Genomic DNA, 15,390 nt, shown 5'->3' with positions numbered 1-15,390 from the left:
AAACGCGTAATGTCATTACCAGGTTTTGTCGAACGGGCAAGCTCCCTGGCCAGCCCACCACCTCCCACCTCACTCGCCGCGACCCCCATGACCGCCAAACGCTCGCTGTTCCGTCTCGTCTGTCTCCTGTCCGGCCTGGCACTGCTGGCTACGCTGGGTGCCTGCTCCTCGGCGCCGAAGAAGCGCAACCCGGTCACGGTCGAGGTCACCCTCACCGCCAGCCCCAAGCTCAACCCCGACATGAACCTGCGCCCGTCGCCGGCCCAGGTCACCATGGTCAAGCTCAAGCGCGCCGCACCGTTCATGCAGGCCGACTACTTCACCCTGGCCGACGAGGACAAGGGCGATCTCGACGGCGTGGTCGTGCTGAAGGACCGCTTCCCGGTGCAGCCCGGCGCCACGGTCAAGAAGAGCTATACCTTCGATGCCGACGAAGACGCCATTGGCGTGATGGTCGGCTTCCGCGACATGGAAAACAGCGTCTGGCGCGCCGCGCTCGACCTGCCGCCGCAGCGCAAGAAGTGGATCAAGCTGCCCGAGTTCCTCAAGAGCGGCAAGCCGACGGTCGAGTACACGGTCGACCTGCAGGAACGCAAGGTCATCATGACCGGCCCGCCGCAGAAGAAGAAGTAAGCGCAATGACCGCGATGAGCCGACGCCGCGCCAGCCAGGGAAGGTGAGATGGATCCGTTCAAGAAAGTCGTCTGGGCCGAAGGCATGTTCCTTCGCCCGCAGCATTTCCAGCAGCAGGAACGCTATTTCGAGTTCCACGCGCACCAGCGCAGCCTGGCCGCGGAACCCTTCTTCTGGGGCTTCCGCGACCTGCGCCTGGACGTGGCAGCGCTGTCGGTAGGCAAGGTCGCGATCCAGAGCGCCACCGGCCTGCTGCCCGACGGCACCTCGTTCTCGTTCCCGCTGCAGAGCAGCGCGCCCGATCCGCTGCATTTCGGCGAAGGCGTGGTCAACCAGACGGTTTATCTCGCCCTGCCGCTGAAGCGGCCGGGCACCGAACATGTGGTGTTCGAGGACAACCCGGCCTCGCTGGCACGCTATACCGTCAGCGACGCGGTAGTGCGCGACGAGAATTCCATCGCCGGCGAGCCCGCCGATCTGCAGCTGGGCACGCCGCGGCTGCGCCTGGTGCTGGAAAAGGACCTGGCCGACGGCTGGCTCGGTGTCGGCGTAGCCCGCGTGGTCGAATGCCGCAGCGACCGCCAGCTGCTGCTGGACAGCGAATACATTCCGCCGGTGGTCTGCTGTTCGGCCTTTGCCTATCTGATGTCGCTGCTCAACGAGCTGCACGGCTTGGTCAACCAGCGCGCCGACGTGCTCGCCGACCGCCTGAGCCAGCCCGGCCGCGGCGGCGTGTCTGAAGTGGGCGAGTTCCTGCTGCTGCAGATGCTCAACCGCTGGCAGCCGTTCCTGACCCACCTGCTCAATCCGTCGGTGCTGCATCCCGAGCGCTTCTACGGCGCGCTGGTGCAGATCGCCGGCGAGCTGGCCACCTTCATGGAGGCTTCGCGCCGTCCCGGCAGCTGGCCGCACTACGACCACGACGACCTGTACGGCTGCATCATGCCGCTGATGTTCCTGCTGCGCCGCGGCCTGTCGACGGTGCTGGAACAGAATGCCGTGCAGATCGACCTGCAGATCCGCAACTACGGCGTGCGCGTCGGTCATGTCAACGACACCGAATTGCTGCGTACCGCCCAGTTCATCCTGGCCGTCCACGCCAGCACGCCGCCGGAAACCCTGCGCACGCACTTCCCCACCCAGGTCAAGATCGGCCCCGCGGACAAGATCCGCGACCTGGTCAACCTGCACCTGCCGGGCGTGGGCCTGCGCCTGCTGCCGGTGGCGCCGCGCCAGATCCCGTATCACGCCGGCTACCATTATTTCGAGATGGATACGTCGGTAGAATTGTGGAAACAGCTGCAGACTACGGGAACGCTGGCGCTGCATGTCGCCGGCGAATTCCCCGACCTCGAGCTGGAATGCTGGGCTGTGCGCCGCTAGCCCTGGTCTGCGTCCCCTGAAAGAATCGCCATGACCAACCCTTCGTTCAACGCCGGCAACAACCGTACCTTCGTGATGCCCAGCCCGGGCGGCGCCGCAACGCCGCTGTCGGGCAGCGCACAGCCGGTATGGCAATCGCACGAACCGGAAATTCCGTCCGGCAATTCGCCGCTGATCGCGGTGGCCAATCCCATCCTCAACCTGGTCTACCAGATCCGCACGCTGGTGCATAACGCGGACCCGGACCGGCTCAAGACCTATCTTGCCGACGAGATCCGCCGCTTCGACGCCAACGCCAAGGCACAGGGCATTCCGGCCGAGCACATCGTCGCGGCGCGCTACTGCCTGTGCACGGTGCTCGACGAAGCCGCGGCGCAGACGCCCTGGGGCGGTTCCGGCGCCTGGTCGAAGAATTCATTGTTGGTCACTTTCCACAATGAAACCTGGGGCGGCGAGAAGTTCTACCAGCTGCTGGCCAAACTGGCGCAAACGCCGTCGCAGCACCTCGACGTGCTGGAGCTGATGTACTACTGCATCGCGCTCGGCTTCGAAGGCCGCTATCGCATCGTCTCCAACGGCCAGAGCCAGCTCGAAACGCTCAAGCGCCGCCTCGCCGACATCATCAAGACCGGCCGCGGCGTGCCCGACCGGGCGCTGTCCATTCACTGGGCCGGCGTGCAGGCCGAGATGCAGCGCATCTGGGGCATGATTCCGGTCTGGGTAACCGGCATCCTCGCCGTGGTGCTCGGCGTCGGCATTTTCATGCTGCTGGCGTTCTGGCTGGCGGCGCGGTCGGACAAGAGTTTCATCGCCATCAGTTCGCTCAAGCTCCCCACGCCCGCGCCGGTCGTGCGCGCCGAGCCGCCGCCGCTGCGCTTCTCCAAGTTCCTCGAACCGGAAATCAAGCAGGGCCTGGTGTCGGTGCAGGAGAACTACGAGAAGAGCACCGTCACCATCCGCGGCGACGGCCTGTTCGAATCCGGCAGCGCGACCATGCGGCCGCAGTTCCGCGACATCGTCGACCGCATCGCCGCGGCGATCAACGAAGTGCCCGGCCGCGTCCTGGTCAGCGGCCATACCGACGACCGGCCGATCCGCAGCGTGCGCTTCCCGTCCAACTGGGAACTCTCGCAGGAACGTGCCCGCGCCGTCGCCGGCCAGCTCAACCAGTCGGTGCGCACGCCCGAGCGCATCAGCACCGAAGGCCGCGGCGAAGCCGATCCGCTGGCCGACAACGCCACGCCAGCCGGACGCGCGCAGAACCGCCGCGTCGAGATCACTGTGTTCGCCACGCCGGCCGAGCTGAACAAGGAGGTTCGCTAGTGTTGCGCCGTCTGTTCTCGCTGATCTTCAGCCGCTACCTCTTCATCACCCTGGGCCTGATCGCCCTGGGCCTGGCCATCTGGTATCTCGGCCCGCTGTTCGCCTTCGCCAACTACCGGCCGCTGGAGCCGGTGAAGGTGCGCGTGTGGATCATGATCGGCATCCTCGTGCTGTTGCTGCTGCGCCTGTTGCTGCGGGTGTGGAAGAAGCAGCGCATGAATGCGCGCCTGATCGATGCCGTCATGGGCATGCGCGAAGCCAAGCCCGCCAGCCCGAACGATCCTTCCCGCGCTGCCATCGACGAGTTGCGCAGCAACTTCGAACGCGCCCTCACGCAGCTGAAGAAGACACGCTTCGGCGGCAAGAAGGAAAGCGGACTGATGGCCCAGTTCGGCCAGAAGTTCCTCTACCAGATTCCCTGGTACGTTTTCATCGGCGCGCCCGGCTCGGGCAAGACCACGGCCCTGCTCAACAGCGGCCTGCGCTTCCCCCTGGCCGAGGAAATGGGCAAGGAAAGCATCCGCGGCGTCGGCGGCACGCGCAGCTGCGACTGGTGGTTCGCCGACGAAACCGTGCTGCTGGACACGGCCGGCCGCTACACCATGCAGGAAAGCGACGCCGTCGCGGACAAGGCGGAATGGGAAGGCTTTCTCAAGCTGCTGAAGAAATTCCGCCCGCGCCAGCCGCTCAACGGCGCCATCCTGACCGTCTCGGTAGCCGACCTGCTCAGCTCGAGCGAGGATGAGCGTGACCGCCACGCCGCACGCATCCGTGCGCGCCTGAACGAGCTGACAGACAACCTCAACATCGCGTTTCCGATCTACGTGCTGGTGAGCAAGGTCGATCTGCTTGGCGGCTTCAACGAATACTTCAACAACCTGAGCAAGGAAGAGCGCGCCCAGGTCTGGGGCTTCACCCTGCCCCTGCAGCTGGGCGGCGAAGTGAACCGCGAGCTGCTCGGCCGGCAGATGGAAACCGAGATGGACCTGCTCGCCCGCCGCCTGTTCGACAAGCTGCCCGAGCTGATGCTGAGCGAAAGCGACACGGCCCGGCGTGCCCGCGCCTATACCTTGCCGCAGCATTTCGCCAACCTCACGCCGCTGGTGCGCCAGCTGCTGCAGAACGTGTTCGCCGATTCGAAGTTCGCGCCGCAGGCCATGCTGCGCGGCGTCTACTTCACGTCGGGCACGCAGGAAGGCACGCCGTTCGATCGCCTGCTCGGCAGCCTCAATCGCAGCCTCGGCTTCGACGGCCGCGTCTCGCTGCAGCAGACACCCAAGAGCGGCAAGAGCTACTTCCTGCAGGATCTCCTGCACAAAGTCATTTTTCCAGAAGCGCACCTGGCCGGGCGCAACCGCCGCGCCGAGCGGCGCGAGCGCTGGCTCAGCATCGCCGGACACACCGCAGTACTCGGCCTGCTCGCCCTGGCCGTGGTCGGCTGGGCGGTCAGCTACAAGCGCAACAACAACTACATCGACTTCGTCGACTCCAAGACGGCCCTGGTCGACGGCCATCTGAAGACCATGCAGAAAGGCGAAGGCGCCACCCTGCTGGAGCTGCTGCCCGGCCTGAACGCCCTGGTCAAGCTGGCCGACGGCCCGGATTTCCCGGTCGGCGACCCACCGATCAACCTGACCTACGGCCTCTACCAGGGCGGCAAGCTCGATGCGGCGGCACAGGATTCCTACCGCAAGGCGATCGAGCGCGCGCTGCTGCCGCAGATCGTGCGCCGGCTGGAAGAAATGCTTCGCACCACACCGGAAGACAACCTCGAGCTGACCTACGAAACGCTCAAGGTCTATCTGATGCTGGCCGAACCCAAGCACTACGACCCATCGACGGTGGAAGCCTTCCTGCGCCTGGACTGGGAACGCAGCCTGCCCACCTCGGCCACGCAGGAACAGCGCGACCAGCTGTTCACTCATCTGTCGCGCCTGCTCAATGCCGATGCAGTCACCTCGCCGTTCCCGGCCGATGTCGACCTGGTCAAGCAGAAGCGCGAGCAGCTGGCGCGCTATTCCCTCGCCCAGCGTGCCTACAGCCGGCTGAAGAACCGCCTCAACAACGGCAGCCTGGGCGACTTCACCATCGCCGAAGCGGGCGGCCCGCAGGCGACCCTGGTATTCCGCCGCGCCAGCGGCGAGCCGCTGACCAAGGGCATCCCGGGCCTGTTCACCTTCCACGGTTACCACAACGTGTTCCTGCCCGAGGCCGGCTCCATCCTCGGCCTGCTGGAAAACGAGGAAGGCTGGGTGCTCGACCGCGTCGCCCAGCGTCCGCAGCAGCAGCTCGACGCGCTGGGCGAAGGTTCGCTGCAGCGCGACCTCAAGCGTCTGTACCTGCACGAATACGTCGGCCTGTGGGAGGCCTACCTGTCCGACGTGCGCCTGGTCAGCTCCGGCTCGATGTCACAAAGTATAGAAACTGCCAGAATACTGTCGGCGCCGGATTCGCCGATCGCCCAGTTCCTGCGTGCAGTGGCGCGGGAAACCACGCTGATCAAGCCGGAAAACCCCACCGACAGCTCGCTGCTGAGCCAGGCCAAGCGCCAGGTCAGCTCGGCCAAGGACGACCTGGCCCGCACGCTGGGGCCATCCATCGTGCCGGCTGTGGCACGCAAGGAAGAGCGCCTGGAACGCATCGTCGACGACCGCTTCGAACCGATCCGCCGGCTGGTGCGTACCGACAGCGGCGCGCCGCAGATCGACCAGGTGATGAAGCTGTTCAACGAGCTGTACATGAACCTGTCCGGCACCGAGGCCGCACTGGCCACGCGCACCACGCTCAGCGTGCCCTCGGGCGAAGTGCTGACGCGCGTGCGCGCCGAGGCGGCGCAGCTGCCGATGCCGCTGCGCGGCATGCTGGAAAACCTCGCCGACAGCGGCAGCCGCCAGGCCGACGGCAGCATCCGCAGCACCCTGGGCGGAGAACTGGACTCCTCGCTCGGCGAGTTCTGCCGCCGTGCCATCCAGGGTCGCTATCCGTTCCAGCGCGCAGCGCAGCAGGACGTGACCCTGGCCGATTTCTCGCGCATGTTCTCCCAGGGCGGCCTGATGGATCAGTTCTTCACCAGCCGCCTGGCCCCGATGGCCGACATTTCCGGCCCGAACTGGGTGCTGCGCCAGCCCGGCGGCGCCACCGTGCCGCTGGGTTCGTTCCAGAAGGCCGCGCGCATCCGCGACGTGTTCTTCCCCTCCGGCGGCAAGGCCATGGACCTGTCGTTCGAGTTCAAGGTGCTGGAGATGGACGCGACCATCGAGCAGATGACGCTGGACGTGGACGGCCAGGTCTTCCGCTACGCCCACGGCCCGCAGGTACCGAATCGGGCCACCTGGCCCGGGCCGCGCGCCACCAACCAGGTGCGCATCGTCACGACCAGCGCCAAGGACGGCGAGAAGTACATGGTCATGACCGGCCCCTGGGCGCTGTTCCGCCTGTTCGACGAAGGCGAAATCCGTCCCGGCGCCGGGCCCGAACGGTTTGTCGCCGCGCTGCTGATCCACGGCAAGCGCATCGTCATCGAAGTGACCGCGAGCAGCGTGCAGAACCCGTTCCGCCTGCGCGAGCTGGTCAGCTTCTCCTGCCCGGGCCGCATCTGATGTTTGCGGCCTCGGTCGTCGGCGAGTTCGGCTTCTTCGGCAAGATCCCCGCGCTGGGCGACTTCGTCACGCGCTCGCTGCCGCGCGACCAGGTCGGCCTGGCCGACGAATGGATGCAGCATGGCCTGTTCACGCTACGCTCCATCTCGGAAACCTGGCTGGACAGTTACCTGGTGGCGCCGGTATGGCAGTTCATCCTGCCCGCCGGCATCTGGAGCCCGGCACCGCTGTGCGGCGCGCTGATGCCCAGCGTCGACCGGGTCGGCCGCTATTTCCCGGTGATTGCGTTTGCGCCCATCGGCATCGACCCGATGGCGGAAGCCGCGATGCTGTGGCGGCGCATGTCGCGCCTGGCCCAGGTACTGCCCAGCGTGCTGCACCAGCAGCTCGATGCGGAAACCACGCTGGGCCTGCTGCAAGACCCACACATCAACGATGCCGAGGATTGGCGCCGCATCCTGAGCCTGGACGACTTCAACGCCTACGGCGACAAATCGATCTGGTGGTCCGAACGCACCCAGTATTCGCCGCTGCGGGAAATCAACCACCGCGGCAAGCCCGACGCCGACCTGTTCCTGCGCCTGTTCGGGCATTGAGCGGCCGGGCCGGCGCAGAGCCGGCCGAACATCGCTAGAACGCCATGCCCGGCAAGGCCGGGCTCAAGTCAGGCCACGCTCGCCCTGTGCCCGCAAGGCGCCGCCTTCGCTCACCGCAGGCGGCGCAACTCCTGCTCCACATCAGCCAGCATCGGCTCCAGCGCTTCTTCCGCTTTCTCGCGTGCATTCATCGCGGAGAAGCTCACCGATGTCGCCGGACCGCTCCACAGCAGTTCGCCATTGCTGGGCCGGTAGGCGCTCAGGCTGACTTCGGCGGTATAGAGCGTCGACAGATTGCCGTAATACTCCACTTCGGTCGTGCCGATGGGATTGGCATCGACGAAGAACACCGCGTCGGCCTTGCGCGCATAAGGCCGCGTATCGGTTTCGGCCAGGCGGCCGCGGCCTTCGATCACGCGGAAGCCCTGCTGCTGCGCTACCGCGCCGATGGCGGCACGCGCTGGTCCCGCGATGGCCGCATCGCCGCTGACCACGATGGCTACCGTCGGCGCGCGCCGTGACGCGGGCGCGGCCTCGCGCGCCTGTACGCCAGGGACTGCCGACAGCAACAACACTACCGCCGTCGCGCCGAATGCGCGGCGCATGGTTCGAATCCTGTTCCCTGATCGCATGACGTGCTCCCTCTGTGCGCCCCCGCCCGCGCATCATAGGCGCCGGCATCGGCCGGGTAAGGCGACCATTTGGCACTTTGCCGCGTTTGGCGCGCGCGGCCCTGCTTTGCTTGGGGCGCGATGAGCAACGCGAATTGCGCCGCGCCGCCCGGCGACGAAGCCCGGCTGCAGGTCCTTGCCGTGCAATTCGCGTTGGTCATCGCACCCTACGGCAGCGCAGCCGTTCGACAGCCTGCTATCGCCGACCTATATTGCAAAATACTCCGCATACCGATTACGCATGGACGCCGTCTATTCCCCGAGCAATCCCGCGCCCGCGACCATCCTGTTCGAATGCATCGCCGGCAGCCGCGCCTACGGCACGCATACCGCCGACAGCGACGAAGACATCCGCGGCATCTTCGCACTGCCGGCGCAGGACTATCTGCTGCTGCAGCAACCGCCCAACCAGATCAGCGACGCACGCAACAACGTTGTCTACTTCAGCCTGCGCCGCACCATCGAGCTGCTCAGCGCCGCCAATCCCAGCCTGATGGAACTGCTCTACATGCCGGCCGACTGCGTACGCCAGTGCGCGCCGGAAATGCAGGAACTGCTGCGCCGGCGCGCGCTGTTCGTCACGCGCCGCTGCGCCGATACGCATCTGGGCTATGCGTTCAGTCAGATCAAGAAGGCGCGCGGGCAGAACAAATGGATCAACCAGCCCAAGCCGGCAGAGCCGCCGCAGAAAGAAGACTACTGCCACGTCGTCACGCGCGCGCGTCTGGCGCCCGACGGTGCCGCGCCGTTCCGGCCCGAGCCTCTGGGCCGCAGCGGCATCGATCTGGCGCGCCACCATGCCGCGCGGGTCGAACATGCGCGCGACCTCTACCGCCTGTACGACTACGGCAGCGATGCCCGCGGCGTATTCCGCGGCGACGTCATCGCCTGCGAATCCATTGCGCTGGACGACGAACAGACGCGTTTCGCCGGCCTGCTGATCTACAACGAACAGGCCTGGAAACAGGCCCTGGTCGACCACCAGAACTATTGGACCTGGCGGCGCGAACGCAACGAATCGCGCTGGCAGCAGCAGGAAAGCGGCGAACTCGATTTCGACGCCAAGAACCTCATGCATACGCTGCGCCTGCTGCTGTCGGGCAAGTCCATCCTTGAACGCGGCGAACCGCTGGTACGTGTCGGCGGCGAAGCGCTGCAACTGCTGCGCGACGTACGCGCCGGCCGCTACAGCTATGACCAGATCATCGACATGGCCAATGCCATCGTCGCCGACTGCGAACGCCTCAAGGCAGGCTGCGACCTGCCGCCGGAAACCGATGCCCGCGCCGCCAGCCAACTGCTGCAAGAACTCACCCGCGCCTGGGAGGCGCGCAACGCATGACACCGGAAATTCTCGCCGCACTGGCCGACCTCGAACACGAACGCGGCATCCGCGTGCTGTTTGCCGCCGAATCCGGCAGCCGCGCCTGGGGCTTTGCCTCGCCCGACAGCGACTACGACGTGCGCTTCGTCTATGCCCATCCGCGCCAGTGGTATCTGCGCGTCTTCGAGGCGCGCGACGTGATCGAACGCATGCTGCCGAACGATCTCGACGTCAGCGGCTGGGATCTGCGCAAGGCGCTGCGCCTGTTTGCCGGCTGCAACCTCGCCTTGAACGAATGGCTGCTGTCGCCCATCGTCTACCGCGAAGACGCGCTATTCGCCACGACGCTGCGTTCGCTGATACCGGCCTATTTCCAGCCCGCCGCCGCGCTTTTCCATTATCTGGGCATCGCTCGCACCTCGTATGCCGATCACCTTGGTGGCGACGCCGTGCGCCTGAAGAAGGTGTTCTATTTCCTGCGCCCCATCCTCGCCTGCCGCTGGATAGAACACGCGCGCAGCCAGCCACCCACCGAGTTCGGCAAGCTCGTCGCCGCCGACTGGGTCAGTCACGACGAACGCGAACGCATTGCCGATCTGCAACAACGCAAACTGCTCGCCTCGGAACGCGACAGCGAGCCGCTGCAACCTTCGCTGCGCGAGTGGATGCAGCAGCAGCTCGTCCATTTCGAGCGCATAGGCCCGACATTGGCGAGAAAGCGCGATGTGGACAATGCTGACCTGGATGCCTTGCTCGCACGCGCGGTTGGCGACGGCGACGCGGCCTAGCCGCCGCCGGCGCGCCGGCTGCCCTGGGCAGGCCTGCCCTGCCTCTTCGACTAAAGTCGCTTGCTATTAAATAGCTCACTATGTATTGTCACACCCCATGAAGACCCGAACCGCCACCCGACCCGACGCCACCTCTGCCCTGCTGCTGGACCAGCAGCTGTGCTTTGCGCTGTATTCGGCCAACCTGGCCATGCACAAGGTATACAGGCCGCTGCTGAACAAGCTGGGCCTGACCTATCCGCAATACCTGGTCATGCTGGTGCTGTGGGAAACCGACGCGCAGACGGTCTCGGCGATTGGTGAGCGCCTGTTTCTCGATTCGGCCACCTTGACGCCGCTGCTGAAGCGGCTCGAAGCGGCCGGCCTGCTAAGCCGCACCCGCTCGGCCGAGGACGAGCGCCAGGTCGTGATCGAGCTGAGCAGCACGGGCCGCGCACTGCGCCAGCCGGCCCAGGCCATACCGCAGTCGGTGTTCTGCGCCGCGCAGTGTTCCGGCGCCGAGCTGCGCGCGATCAAGAGCGAGCTGGAGCGCCTGCGGCAGAACCTGTCGAGGAGCAGCGAATGAGCAAGACGTCGGCCGTCCATGCAAGCCCGGGCGGGCACGGCGCAATTCGCCTTGCCCATCGCACCATCGGACATGGCAGCGCGTCCCGAACCCAGCACAGCCTATGAAATAGCACACGATTTAATAGCACGAAATTTCCAACGCAAAAACGGCGCTTCCGCGTCGGCCGTAGAACCACCACCTCTGCACACCACCCCACAGGAGTATCGCCATGTCCATTGCCACTGTTCTCTACCGCGCCCAGGCCAAGGCCACCGGCGGCCGTGACGGCCAGGCCAGTTCCGACAACAATGTATTGAATGTCAAATTGTCCACGCCGCGCGAGCTTGGCGGCGCGGGCGGCGACGGCACCAATCCGGAACAGCTGTTCGCGGCCGGCTATTCCGCCTGCTTCATCGGCGCGCTGAAGTTCGTCGCCGGCCAGCAGAAGATTGCCCTGCCGGCCGATACCAGCATCGACGGCGTGGTCGGCATCGGCCAGATTCCCGCCGGCTTCGGCATCGAAGTGGAACTGAAGATTTCCATCCCCGGCCTGCCGCGCGAGCAGGTACAGGCCCTGGTCGAGAAAGCCCACCAGGTCTGCCCGTATTCGAATGCGACGCGGGGCAATATCGACGTGACCCTGACCATCGTCTGATGCGCCCAGCGGTCCACGCTGTTCTGCGGTATCGCAGCAGCGCCGGACCTGTCGCTATCGCCGAACACGTAGCCGGCCGCAAAGCCGGCTACGCCGCCTCTGCCGCGACCATGGCCTGGGCGCGGCATTCGCGGTTCAGTGCAGGAACTTCCTGTCCGGTACGGGCTCATCGTCGGCTATCTCGCGACGGGCCAGCCGGGCGCGCCGGACAATGCCGTTGAGTTTCTCTTCGGGCACGATTTCGTCCACCGTCACTTCCCTGCCCAGCGCCTCCGACACATTGGCAGCCGTCTGGGCCATCAGTGCCGGCGCGTCCTCGCCCTTTTCTTCCAGCGCCGCATAGAATTTCTGCTGCAGGTCGGCCGCGGTCCGGCAGGCTTCTTCCTCGGCCATGCCGCCCGACATCAGCGCCGCTGCGATGTTCAGCGCTTCGTCGTCCAGCTCAAGATCGTCTTCGTACATACGCTCACCCCGCTACATGTCGGTCCAGGCGCCGACGCCAGGCCTAGCGTAAAACGGGCGGATGCCACCTGTCTGGCACTTTTCCATGCCAGGGCGCATCGACACGCCAGCGTAGCCTCTTCACCAAAGCCCGCGCCGGAACCACCGCTCAGCCGGATTCAGGCGTGCGGCCGGTCTTGGTGCAAAGCGTACAAAGCAATTTCGCCGCGTTCTGCATAACCCAGCCGCTCGTAGACAGACTTCGCTCGGCGGTTGTCGGTATTCACATGCAGGAACGGCGACACGCCCTGGTCGAACACGCTGCGGGTGATCAGGGCGACCAGGCGCTGCGCATAACCGCGGCCGGTATGCTCGGGATGGGTGCAGACCGCACTGATCTCGCGGTAGCCCGGCATATTCATGCGCTCGCCCGCCATCGCAGCCAGGCGGCCGTCGAGGTAGATACCGAGGTAGTGCCCCATGCGCAAGGTGTTCTGGCGGAAATAGCCCGGAAAAACCAGCGCGGTGAGTTCCAGCATGTCGGCCACATGGGCCGGGCCCAGCACCGTGACCCTGGGACCGTCGGGCACCTCGGGCGGACTGCTGCACAGCATCTGCGTGATGCTGCCGTGGCTGTCCACCTGCCAGCCCGGCACGACAGGCGGAGCGATGCCGACCAGATAGTACGGTTCATGCTCACCGAGCAGGCCGGCCAGTTCGGCACCAGCGGCGGCGCTGGCCTCGGCTACGCCGGCGAACGGTGCCACCGCCGGCGCATAGCAGGCCGCCAGCCGCGTGGCTGCGCCCAGCGGCGCGTGATGGCTGCGCAAGGAATGCCAGATCGGGTTTTCCAGGAACAACAGGCTCATCGGCGCGACTCCGTGCCCGGGCGCGCCAGATCCAGAATCTGCCAGCGCCGGCTGTTGTCGCCGTCGTTGCGTTCGCGCCGGCGGCGCAGGGCGGAATCGCGGCTGCGCGTGCGCGCGGCGATTTCGCGCTGGCGCTGGTTCTTGGTTCGCTTGCGCATGATCGTGAACAGTCCGGCGGTGCGGCGCCGAGCATATGCCAGCGTCCGCGCCAGGAACAACGGCCGCTGGTCACCGCTTTGCGCAGGCGGCACGCTCAACGTGAAGCAGGCAACAGGCGCGGCTGCTGCTCGAACCATTCGCGCGCCTTGAGCAGATGGAACTTGCGTTCGCCTTCTTTGAGTTCGAGCCCCAGCCCGAGCTTGGCCCAGCGCAGATACAGATCGCCCTGCGCCTTGCGCTGGGCCAGGCGCAGACGCGCGCGCACATCGAAGCGGTCATTGCTGACAGCGAGGTCTTCCAGCACGATCGCCGCGTCTTTCATCTGCGCCCGCGTGGACGCATTCACTTCGCCGGCATCGAGTGCACGCAGCACCCATTTGGGATAGTCCTTGTGCCGCGTGAACAGGGCCAGCAGCAGGCTGATATCGGGCATGCGCACGCTGGCACTGGTGTCGATGCGCAGTGGCGAACCCCATTGCAGACGGCCGCGATCGAAACGGATTTCAGCCCACCAGTCGCCCGGCGAGGCGCGTTCCGGGTCGCTCACCTTGACCTTGCGCAGGGCCAGGGTGCTGCCGTCGAGCACGAACTCCTCGTTCTTCAGATCCGCACGGCTGAGCTGTGCGTTCACGTCCACGTCGCCGCTGAATTCCAGATCGTTCACCGCCAGCCTGGCCTGGCGCGCCTGGATCTTCAGATTGCCCTTGCCGACCTTGCCCACGGCATCGAGCGCAATGTCGCCGCCGAGCTGGCCGCGTCCGCCGAGAAAGCGCAGGGCCTGGCCCGGCAGATAGCTGTTGAACGCGCGCAGGTCGGGCACGTCGGCGCGATCGAACAGCAGGCGCGCGCGCAGCGAATCGCGGAATTCGATCACGCGGCCGGTGGAGCGCAATTCCAGCTTGAGGTTCTTGCCGCGCAGGAAAACCGCGTTGGGATCGCCGACCGGCGCACCCTGGAAGTTCTCTACCGCAATGTCCACGCGGGGTGCGAGCTCACCGTTCCTGCTATCGACCAGGCCATCCGCCCGCGCCCGCCCGCTGAAACGCTGGCCTTGCACATCTGCCTGCACGTTCACGGCCGGAATGGACAAGGTACTGCCGGCGTCGATGCGTCCCTTGCTCAGCTTGATCGCAGCGGCCAGCTCGCCCGCGCCGTCCAGCTGCAGCCATGGCGTCTTCGCCAGCAAGGGGCCGAGCCAGGCCAGCGAATCGAAGCGCCATTGCAGATCGACCAGGCCGGAGACGCGCGGCAGCAGCGGCGGCGCCTTGTCGTGCGGCAGCACGTCGAGGCCGTCGAGCTGCAGGTCGGCGTTGATGCGGCCGCTGCCGTCGGGCGGCGGCGGCAGGTCGAGCTTCAGGTCGATGCTGCGGGTTACCGCAAGATTCAGTCGCGCCTGCTGGGTCCAGTGCTTACCGGACGAATCGCTCGCTTCCAGCGGCACGCTCAGTTCAAGCGTGCCGCCGGGCACCAACGCACCCTTGCTCAACTGCAGATCGGCCTGTATCCGGCCGCCACCGCTGTTGCGCAGGGCACCGCGCCAGCGCGGTTCCTGGTCCATGTGCACGGCGAACGCCGGCGTCTGCGCGTCGAGGGCAAGCGCAAACCGCCCCAGCGCCAGCCTGTGCCAGCCCTGCGCGTCGCTGCGCGAGTGGCGTGGCAGTTCGAAGGCAAGGCTTGCGCTGCCGTCCTTGAGCCACTCCGTATCGCCTTGGCGCAGCTGCAGCTGGTGCAGCCTGGCCGAGGATGGAAAGATTTCCAGTGCGCCGCCGCGCAGCTGTTTCCACATGCCGAATTCGGCCGCGCCGTGCGTGGTCAGGGTGTGCGCACCCCAGCGCACTTCGCGCAAGGTCCCGGTGTCGATCAGGCTGAAGCGCAGCACCCAGCCGCCAGGCCGCGGTTCGGCCGACGCCAGCTCTTCGGCCAGGTCCAGGCCACCGCGTACCTCGTCGCAGTGCGCCGTCGTCACATGGAACTCGCGGCGCAGCAGCGGCAGCAGCGCGATATGACCGCCGATTTTCTGCGCCGATGCCTGCCAGCGCACGCGCCGGGCATGGCCGCCCAGTTTCACATTCCACAAGGCGACCTGGCCCGGATACAGGCTGAGCCCGTTTTGCCAATGCATGCTGAAGCGTTCGGGCTTGCGGTTGATCACGTCCGGACCGAAGCCCGCATTGAGAAAGACATTCGCCGCGATCAGATAGAGCGCATACAGGATCGCCACCAGCCAGGCCAGGCGACGCAACAGTGTGATCGAGATCCGTCCCAGACGACGCACTACAGTGGCCACGGCAAGCTCCGGCGATGGTCGCCCGCAGCATGCCAGGGTCGGGCAGGCAACGAAAGCTAGCGTCGGCCGCGGGCCCGCGGCATCGGCTCCGCGGGCCTGATATTCGAATGCACCC

Annotated in this window: 14 protein-coding genes; 9 read left to right on the top strand and 5 right to left on the bottom strand. The window is 66.2% G+C overall.

The window, feature by feature from the left end:
- Window positions 1-87 precede the first annotated feature (87 nt).
- From tssJ to tagF, 5 genes are read left to right on the top strand one after another with little or no spacing between them, the layout of a single operon-like run.
- Entirely contained in the window at window positions 88-633 is a 546-nt protein-coding gene (gene tssJ / locus DFR29_RS05540; RefSeq protein WP_166653888.1) for a type VI secretion system lipoprotein TssJ, read from the top strand.
- Between the two features lie 48 nt (window positions 634-681).
- A complete protein-coding gene (gene tssK / locus DFR29_RS05535) occupies window positions 682-2,016 on the top strand; it encodes a type VI secretion system baseplate subunit TssK (RefSeq protein WP_133817566.1) in 1,335 nt (444 codons plus the stop codon).
- Window positions 2,017-2,046: 30 nt separating this feature from the next.
- Entirely contained in the window at window positions 2,047-3,339 is a 1,293-nt protein-coding gene (locus DFR29_RS05530) for a DotU family type VI secretion system protein (protein WP_208113508.1), read from the top strand.
- Window positions 3,339-6,938, top strand: coding sequence for a type VI secretion system membrane subunit TssM (tssM, locus tag DFR29_RS05525; RefSeq protein ID WP_133817565.1), 3,600 nt, complete (start codon window positions 3,339-3,341; stop codon window positions 6,936-6,938). The genes DFR29_RS05530 and tssM overlap by 1 nt, the downstream gene beginning before the upstream one ends.
- Entirely contained in the window at window positions 6,938-7,534 is a 597-nt protein-coding gene (gene tagF, locus DFR29_RS05520) for a type VI secretion system-associated protein TagF (protein WP_133817564.1), read from the top strand. Before tssM ends, tagF begins: the two co-directional genes overlap by 1 nt.
- Window positions 7,535-7,644: 110 nt before the next feature.
- On the opposite strand, the gene DFR29_RS05515 is transcribed toward tagF, so the two are convergent.
- Window positions 7,645-8,139 carry a hypothetical protein gene (locus DFR29_RS05515; RefSeq protein WP_133817563.1) on the bottom strand — a complete coding sequence of 165 codons (495 nt, stop codon included), beginning with the start codon at window positions 8,137-8,139 and terminating at the stop codon, window positions 7,645-7,647.
- Window positions 8,140-8,446: 307 nt separating this feature from the next.
- On the opposite strand from DFR29_RS05515, the gene DFR29_RS05510 reads away from it, so the two are divergent.
- The 4 genes from DFR29_RS05510 to DFR29_RS05495 all read left to right on the top strand — a co-directional run bounded on the left by DFR29_RS05510 (window position 8,447) and on the right by DFR29_RS05495 (window position 11,519).
- Window positions 8,447-9,547 (top strand): DNA polymerase beta superfamily protein, encoded by a 1,101-nt coding sequence (locus DFR29_RS05510; protein ID WP_133817562.1) that lies wholly within the window; start codon window positions 8,447-8,449, stop codon window positions 9,545-9,547.
- Window positions 9,544-10,317: a nucleotidyltransferase domain-containing protein gene (locus tag DFR29_RS05505; protein ID WP_133817561.1), complete on the top strand. Its 774-nt coding sequence runs from the start codon at window positions 9,544-9,546 to the stop codon at window positions 10,315-10,317. The genes DFR29_RS05510 and DFR29_RS05505 overlap by 4 nt, the downstream gene beginning before the upstream one ends.
- 97 nt (window positions 10,318-10,414) lie before the next feature.
- The gene (locus DFR29_RS05500) at window positions 10,415-10,882 is read left to right on the top strand and encodes a MarR family winged helix-turn-helix transcriptional regulator (RefSeq protein ID WP_133817560.1); all 468 of its coding nucleotides are present in this window, start codon (window positions 10,415-10,417) and stop codon (window positions 10,880-10,882) included.
- 211 nt (window positions 10,883-11,093) lie between these two features.
- Window positions 11,094-11,519 (top strand): organic hydroperoxide resistance protein, encoded by a 426-nt coding sequence (locus DFR29_RS05495; protein WP_133817559.1) that lies wholly within the window; start codon window positions 11,094-11,096, stop codon window positions 11,517-11,519.
- Window positions 11,520-11,654: 135 nt separating this feature from the next.
- Here the strand turns inward: DFR29_RS05495 and DFR29_RS05490 are convergent, their stop codons facing one another.
- The 4 genes from DFR29_RS05490 to DFR29_RS05480 all read right to left on the bottom strand — a co-directional run bounded on the left by DFR29_RS05490 (window position 11,655) and on the right by DFR29_RS05480 (window position 15,275).
- Window positions 11,655-11,981 carry a hypothetical protein gene (locus DFR29_RS05490; protein ID WP_133817558.1) on the bottom strand — a complete coding sequence of 109 codons (327 nt, stop codon included), beginning with the start codon at window positions 11,979-11,981 and terminating at the stop codon, window positions 11,655-11,657.
- A 158-nt stretch (window positions 11,982-12,139) separates the two neighbouring features.
- Window positions 12,140-12,829, bottom strand: coding sequence for a GNAT family N-acetyltransferase (locus tag DFR29_RS05485; protein ID WP_133817557.1), 690 nt, complete (start codon window positions 12,827-12,829; stop codon window positions 12,140-12,142).
- A complete protein-coding gene (locus DFR29_RS29015; protein ID WP_166653887.1) occupies window positions 12,826-12,987 on the bottom strand; it encodes a hypothetical protein in 162 nt (53 codons plus the stop codon). The genes DFR29_RS05485 and DFR29_RS29015 overlap by 4 nt, the downstream gene beginning before the upstream one ends.
- A 95-nt stretch (window positions 12,988-13,082) precedes the next feature.
- The gene (locus tag DFR29_RS05480; protein WP_133817556.1) at window positions 13,083-15,275 is read right to left on the bottom strand and encodes a translocation/assembly module TamB domain-containing protein; all 2,193 of its coding nucleotides are present in this window, start codon (window positions 15,273-15,275) and stop codon (window positions 13,083-13,085) included.
- Window positions 15,276-15,390: the final 115 nt, after the last annotated feature.

This window comes from Tahibacter aquaticus (genome assembly GCF_004363655.1).
Lineage (GTDB): Bacteria > Pseudomonadota > Gammaproteobacteria > Xanthomonadales > Rhodanobacteraceae > Tahibacter > Tahibacter aquaticus.
This window is presented reverse-complemented; position numbering and strand designations above follow the sequence as displayed.

What these genes read in the sequence shown, in the direction of transcription:
- tagF (WP_133817564.1), top strand. Translation starts at nt 6,938, where the DNA reads ATGTTTGCGGCCTCGGTCGTCGGCGAGTTCGGCTTCTTCGGCAAGATC.
- DFR29_RS05495 (WP_133817559.1), top strand. Translation starts at nt 11,094, where the DNA reads ATGTCCATTGCCACTGTTCTCTACCGCGCCCAGGCCAAGGCCACCGGC.
- tssK (WP_133817566.1), top strand. Translation starts at nt 682, where the DNA reads ATGGATCCGTTCAAGAAAGTCGTCTGGGCCGAAGGCATGTTCCTTCGC.
- DFR29_RS05530 (WP_208113508.1), top strand. Translation starts at nt 2,047, where the DNA reads ATGACCAACCCTTCGTTCAACGCCGGCAACAACCGTACCTTCGTGATG.
- DFR29_RS05485 (WP_133817557.1), bottom strand. Translation starts at nt 12,829, where the DNA reads ATGAGCCTGTTGTTCCTGGAAAACCCGATCTGGCATTCCTTGCGCAGC.
- DFR29_RS05500 (WP_133817560.1), top strand. Translation starts at nt 10,415, where the DNA reads ATGAAGACCCGAACCGCCACCCGACCCGACGCCACCTCTGCCCTGCTG.
- DFR29_RS05515 (WP_133817563.1), bottom strand. Translation starts at nt 8,139, where the DNA reads ATGCGCCGCGCATTCGGCGCGACGGCGGTAGTGTTGTTGCTGTCGGCA.
- DFR29_RS05505 (WP_133817561.1), top strand. Translation starts at nt 9,544, where the DNA reads ATGACACCGGAAATTCTCGCCGCACTGGCCGACCTCGAACACGAACGC.
- DFR29_RS05510 (WP_133817562.1), top strand. Translation starts at nt 8,447, where the DNA reads ATGGACGCCGTCTATTCCCCGAGCAATCCCGCGCCCGCGACCATCCTG.
- tssJ (WP_166653888.1), top strand. Translation starts at nt 88, where the DNA reads ATGACCGCCAAACGCTCGCTGTTCCGTCTCGTCTGTCTCCTGTCCGGC.
- DFR29_RS05490 (WP_133817558.1), bottom strand. Translation starts at nt 11,981, where the DNA reads ATGTACGAAGACGATCTTGAGCTGGACGACGAAGCGCTGAACATCGCA.
- DFR29_RS29015 (WP_166653887.1), bottom strand. Translation starts at nt 12,987, where the DNA reads ATGCGCAAGCGAACCAAGAACCAGCGCCAGCGCGAAATCGCCGCGCGC.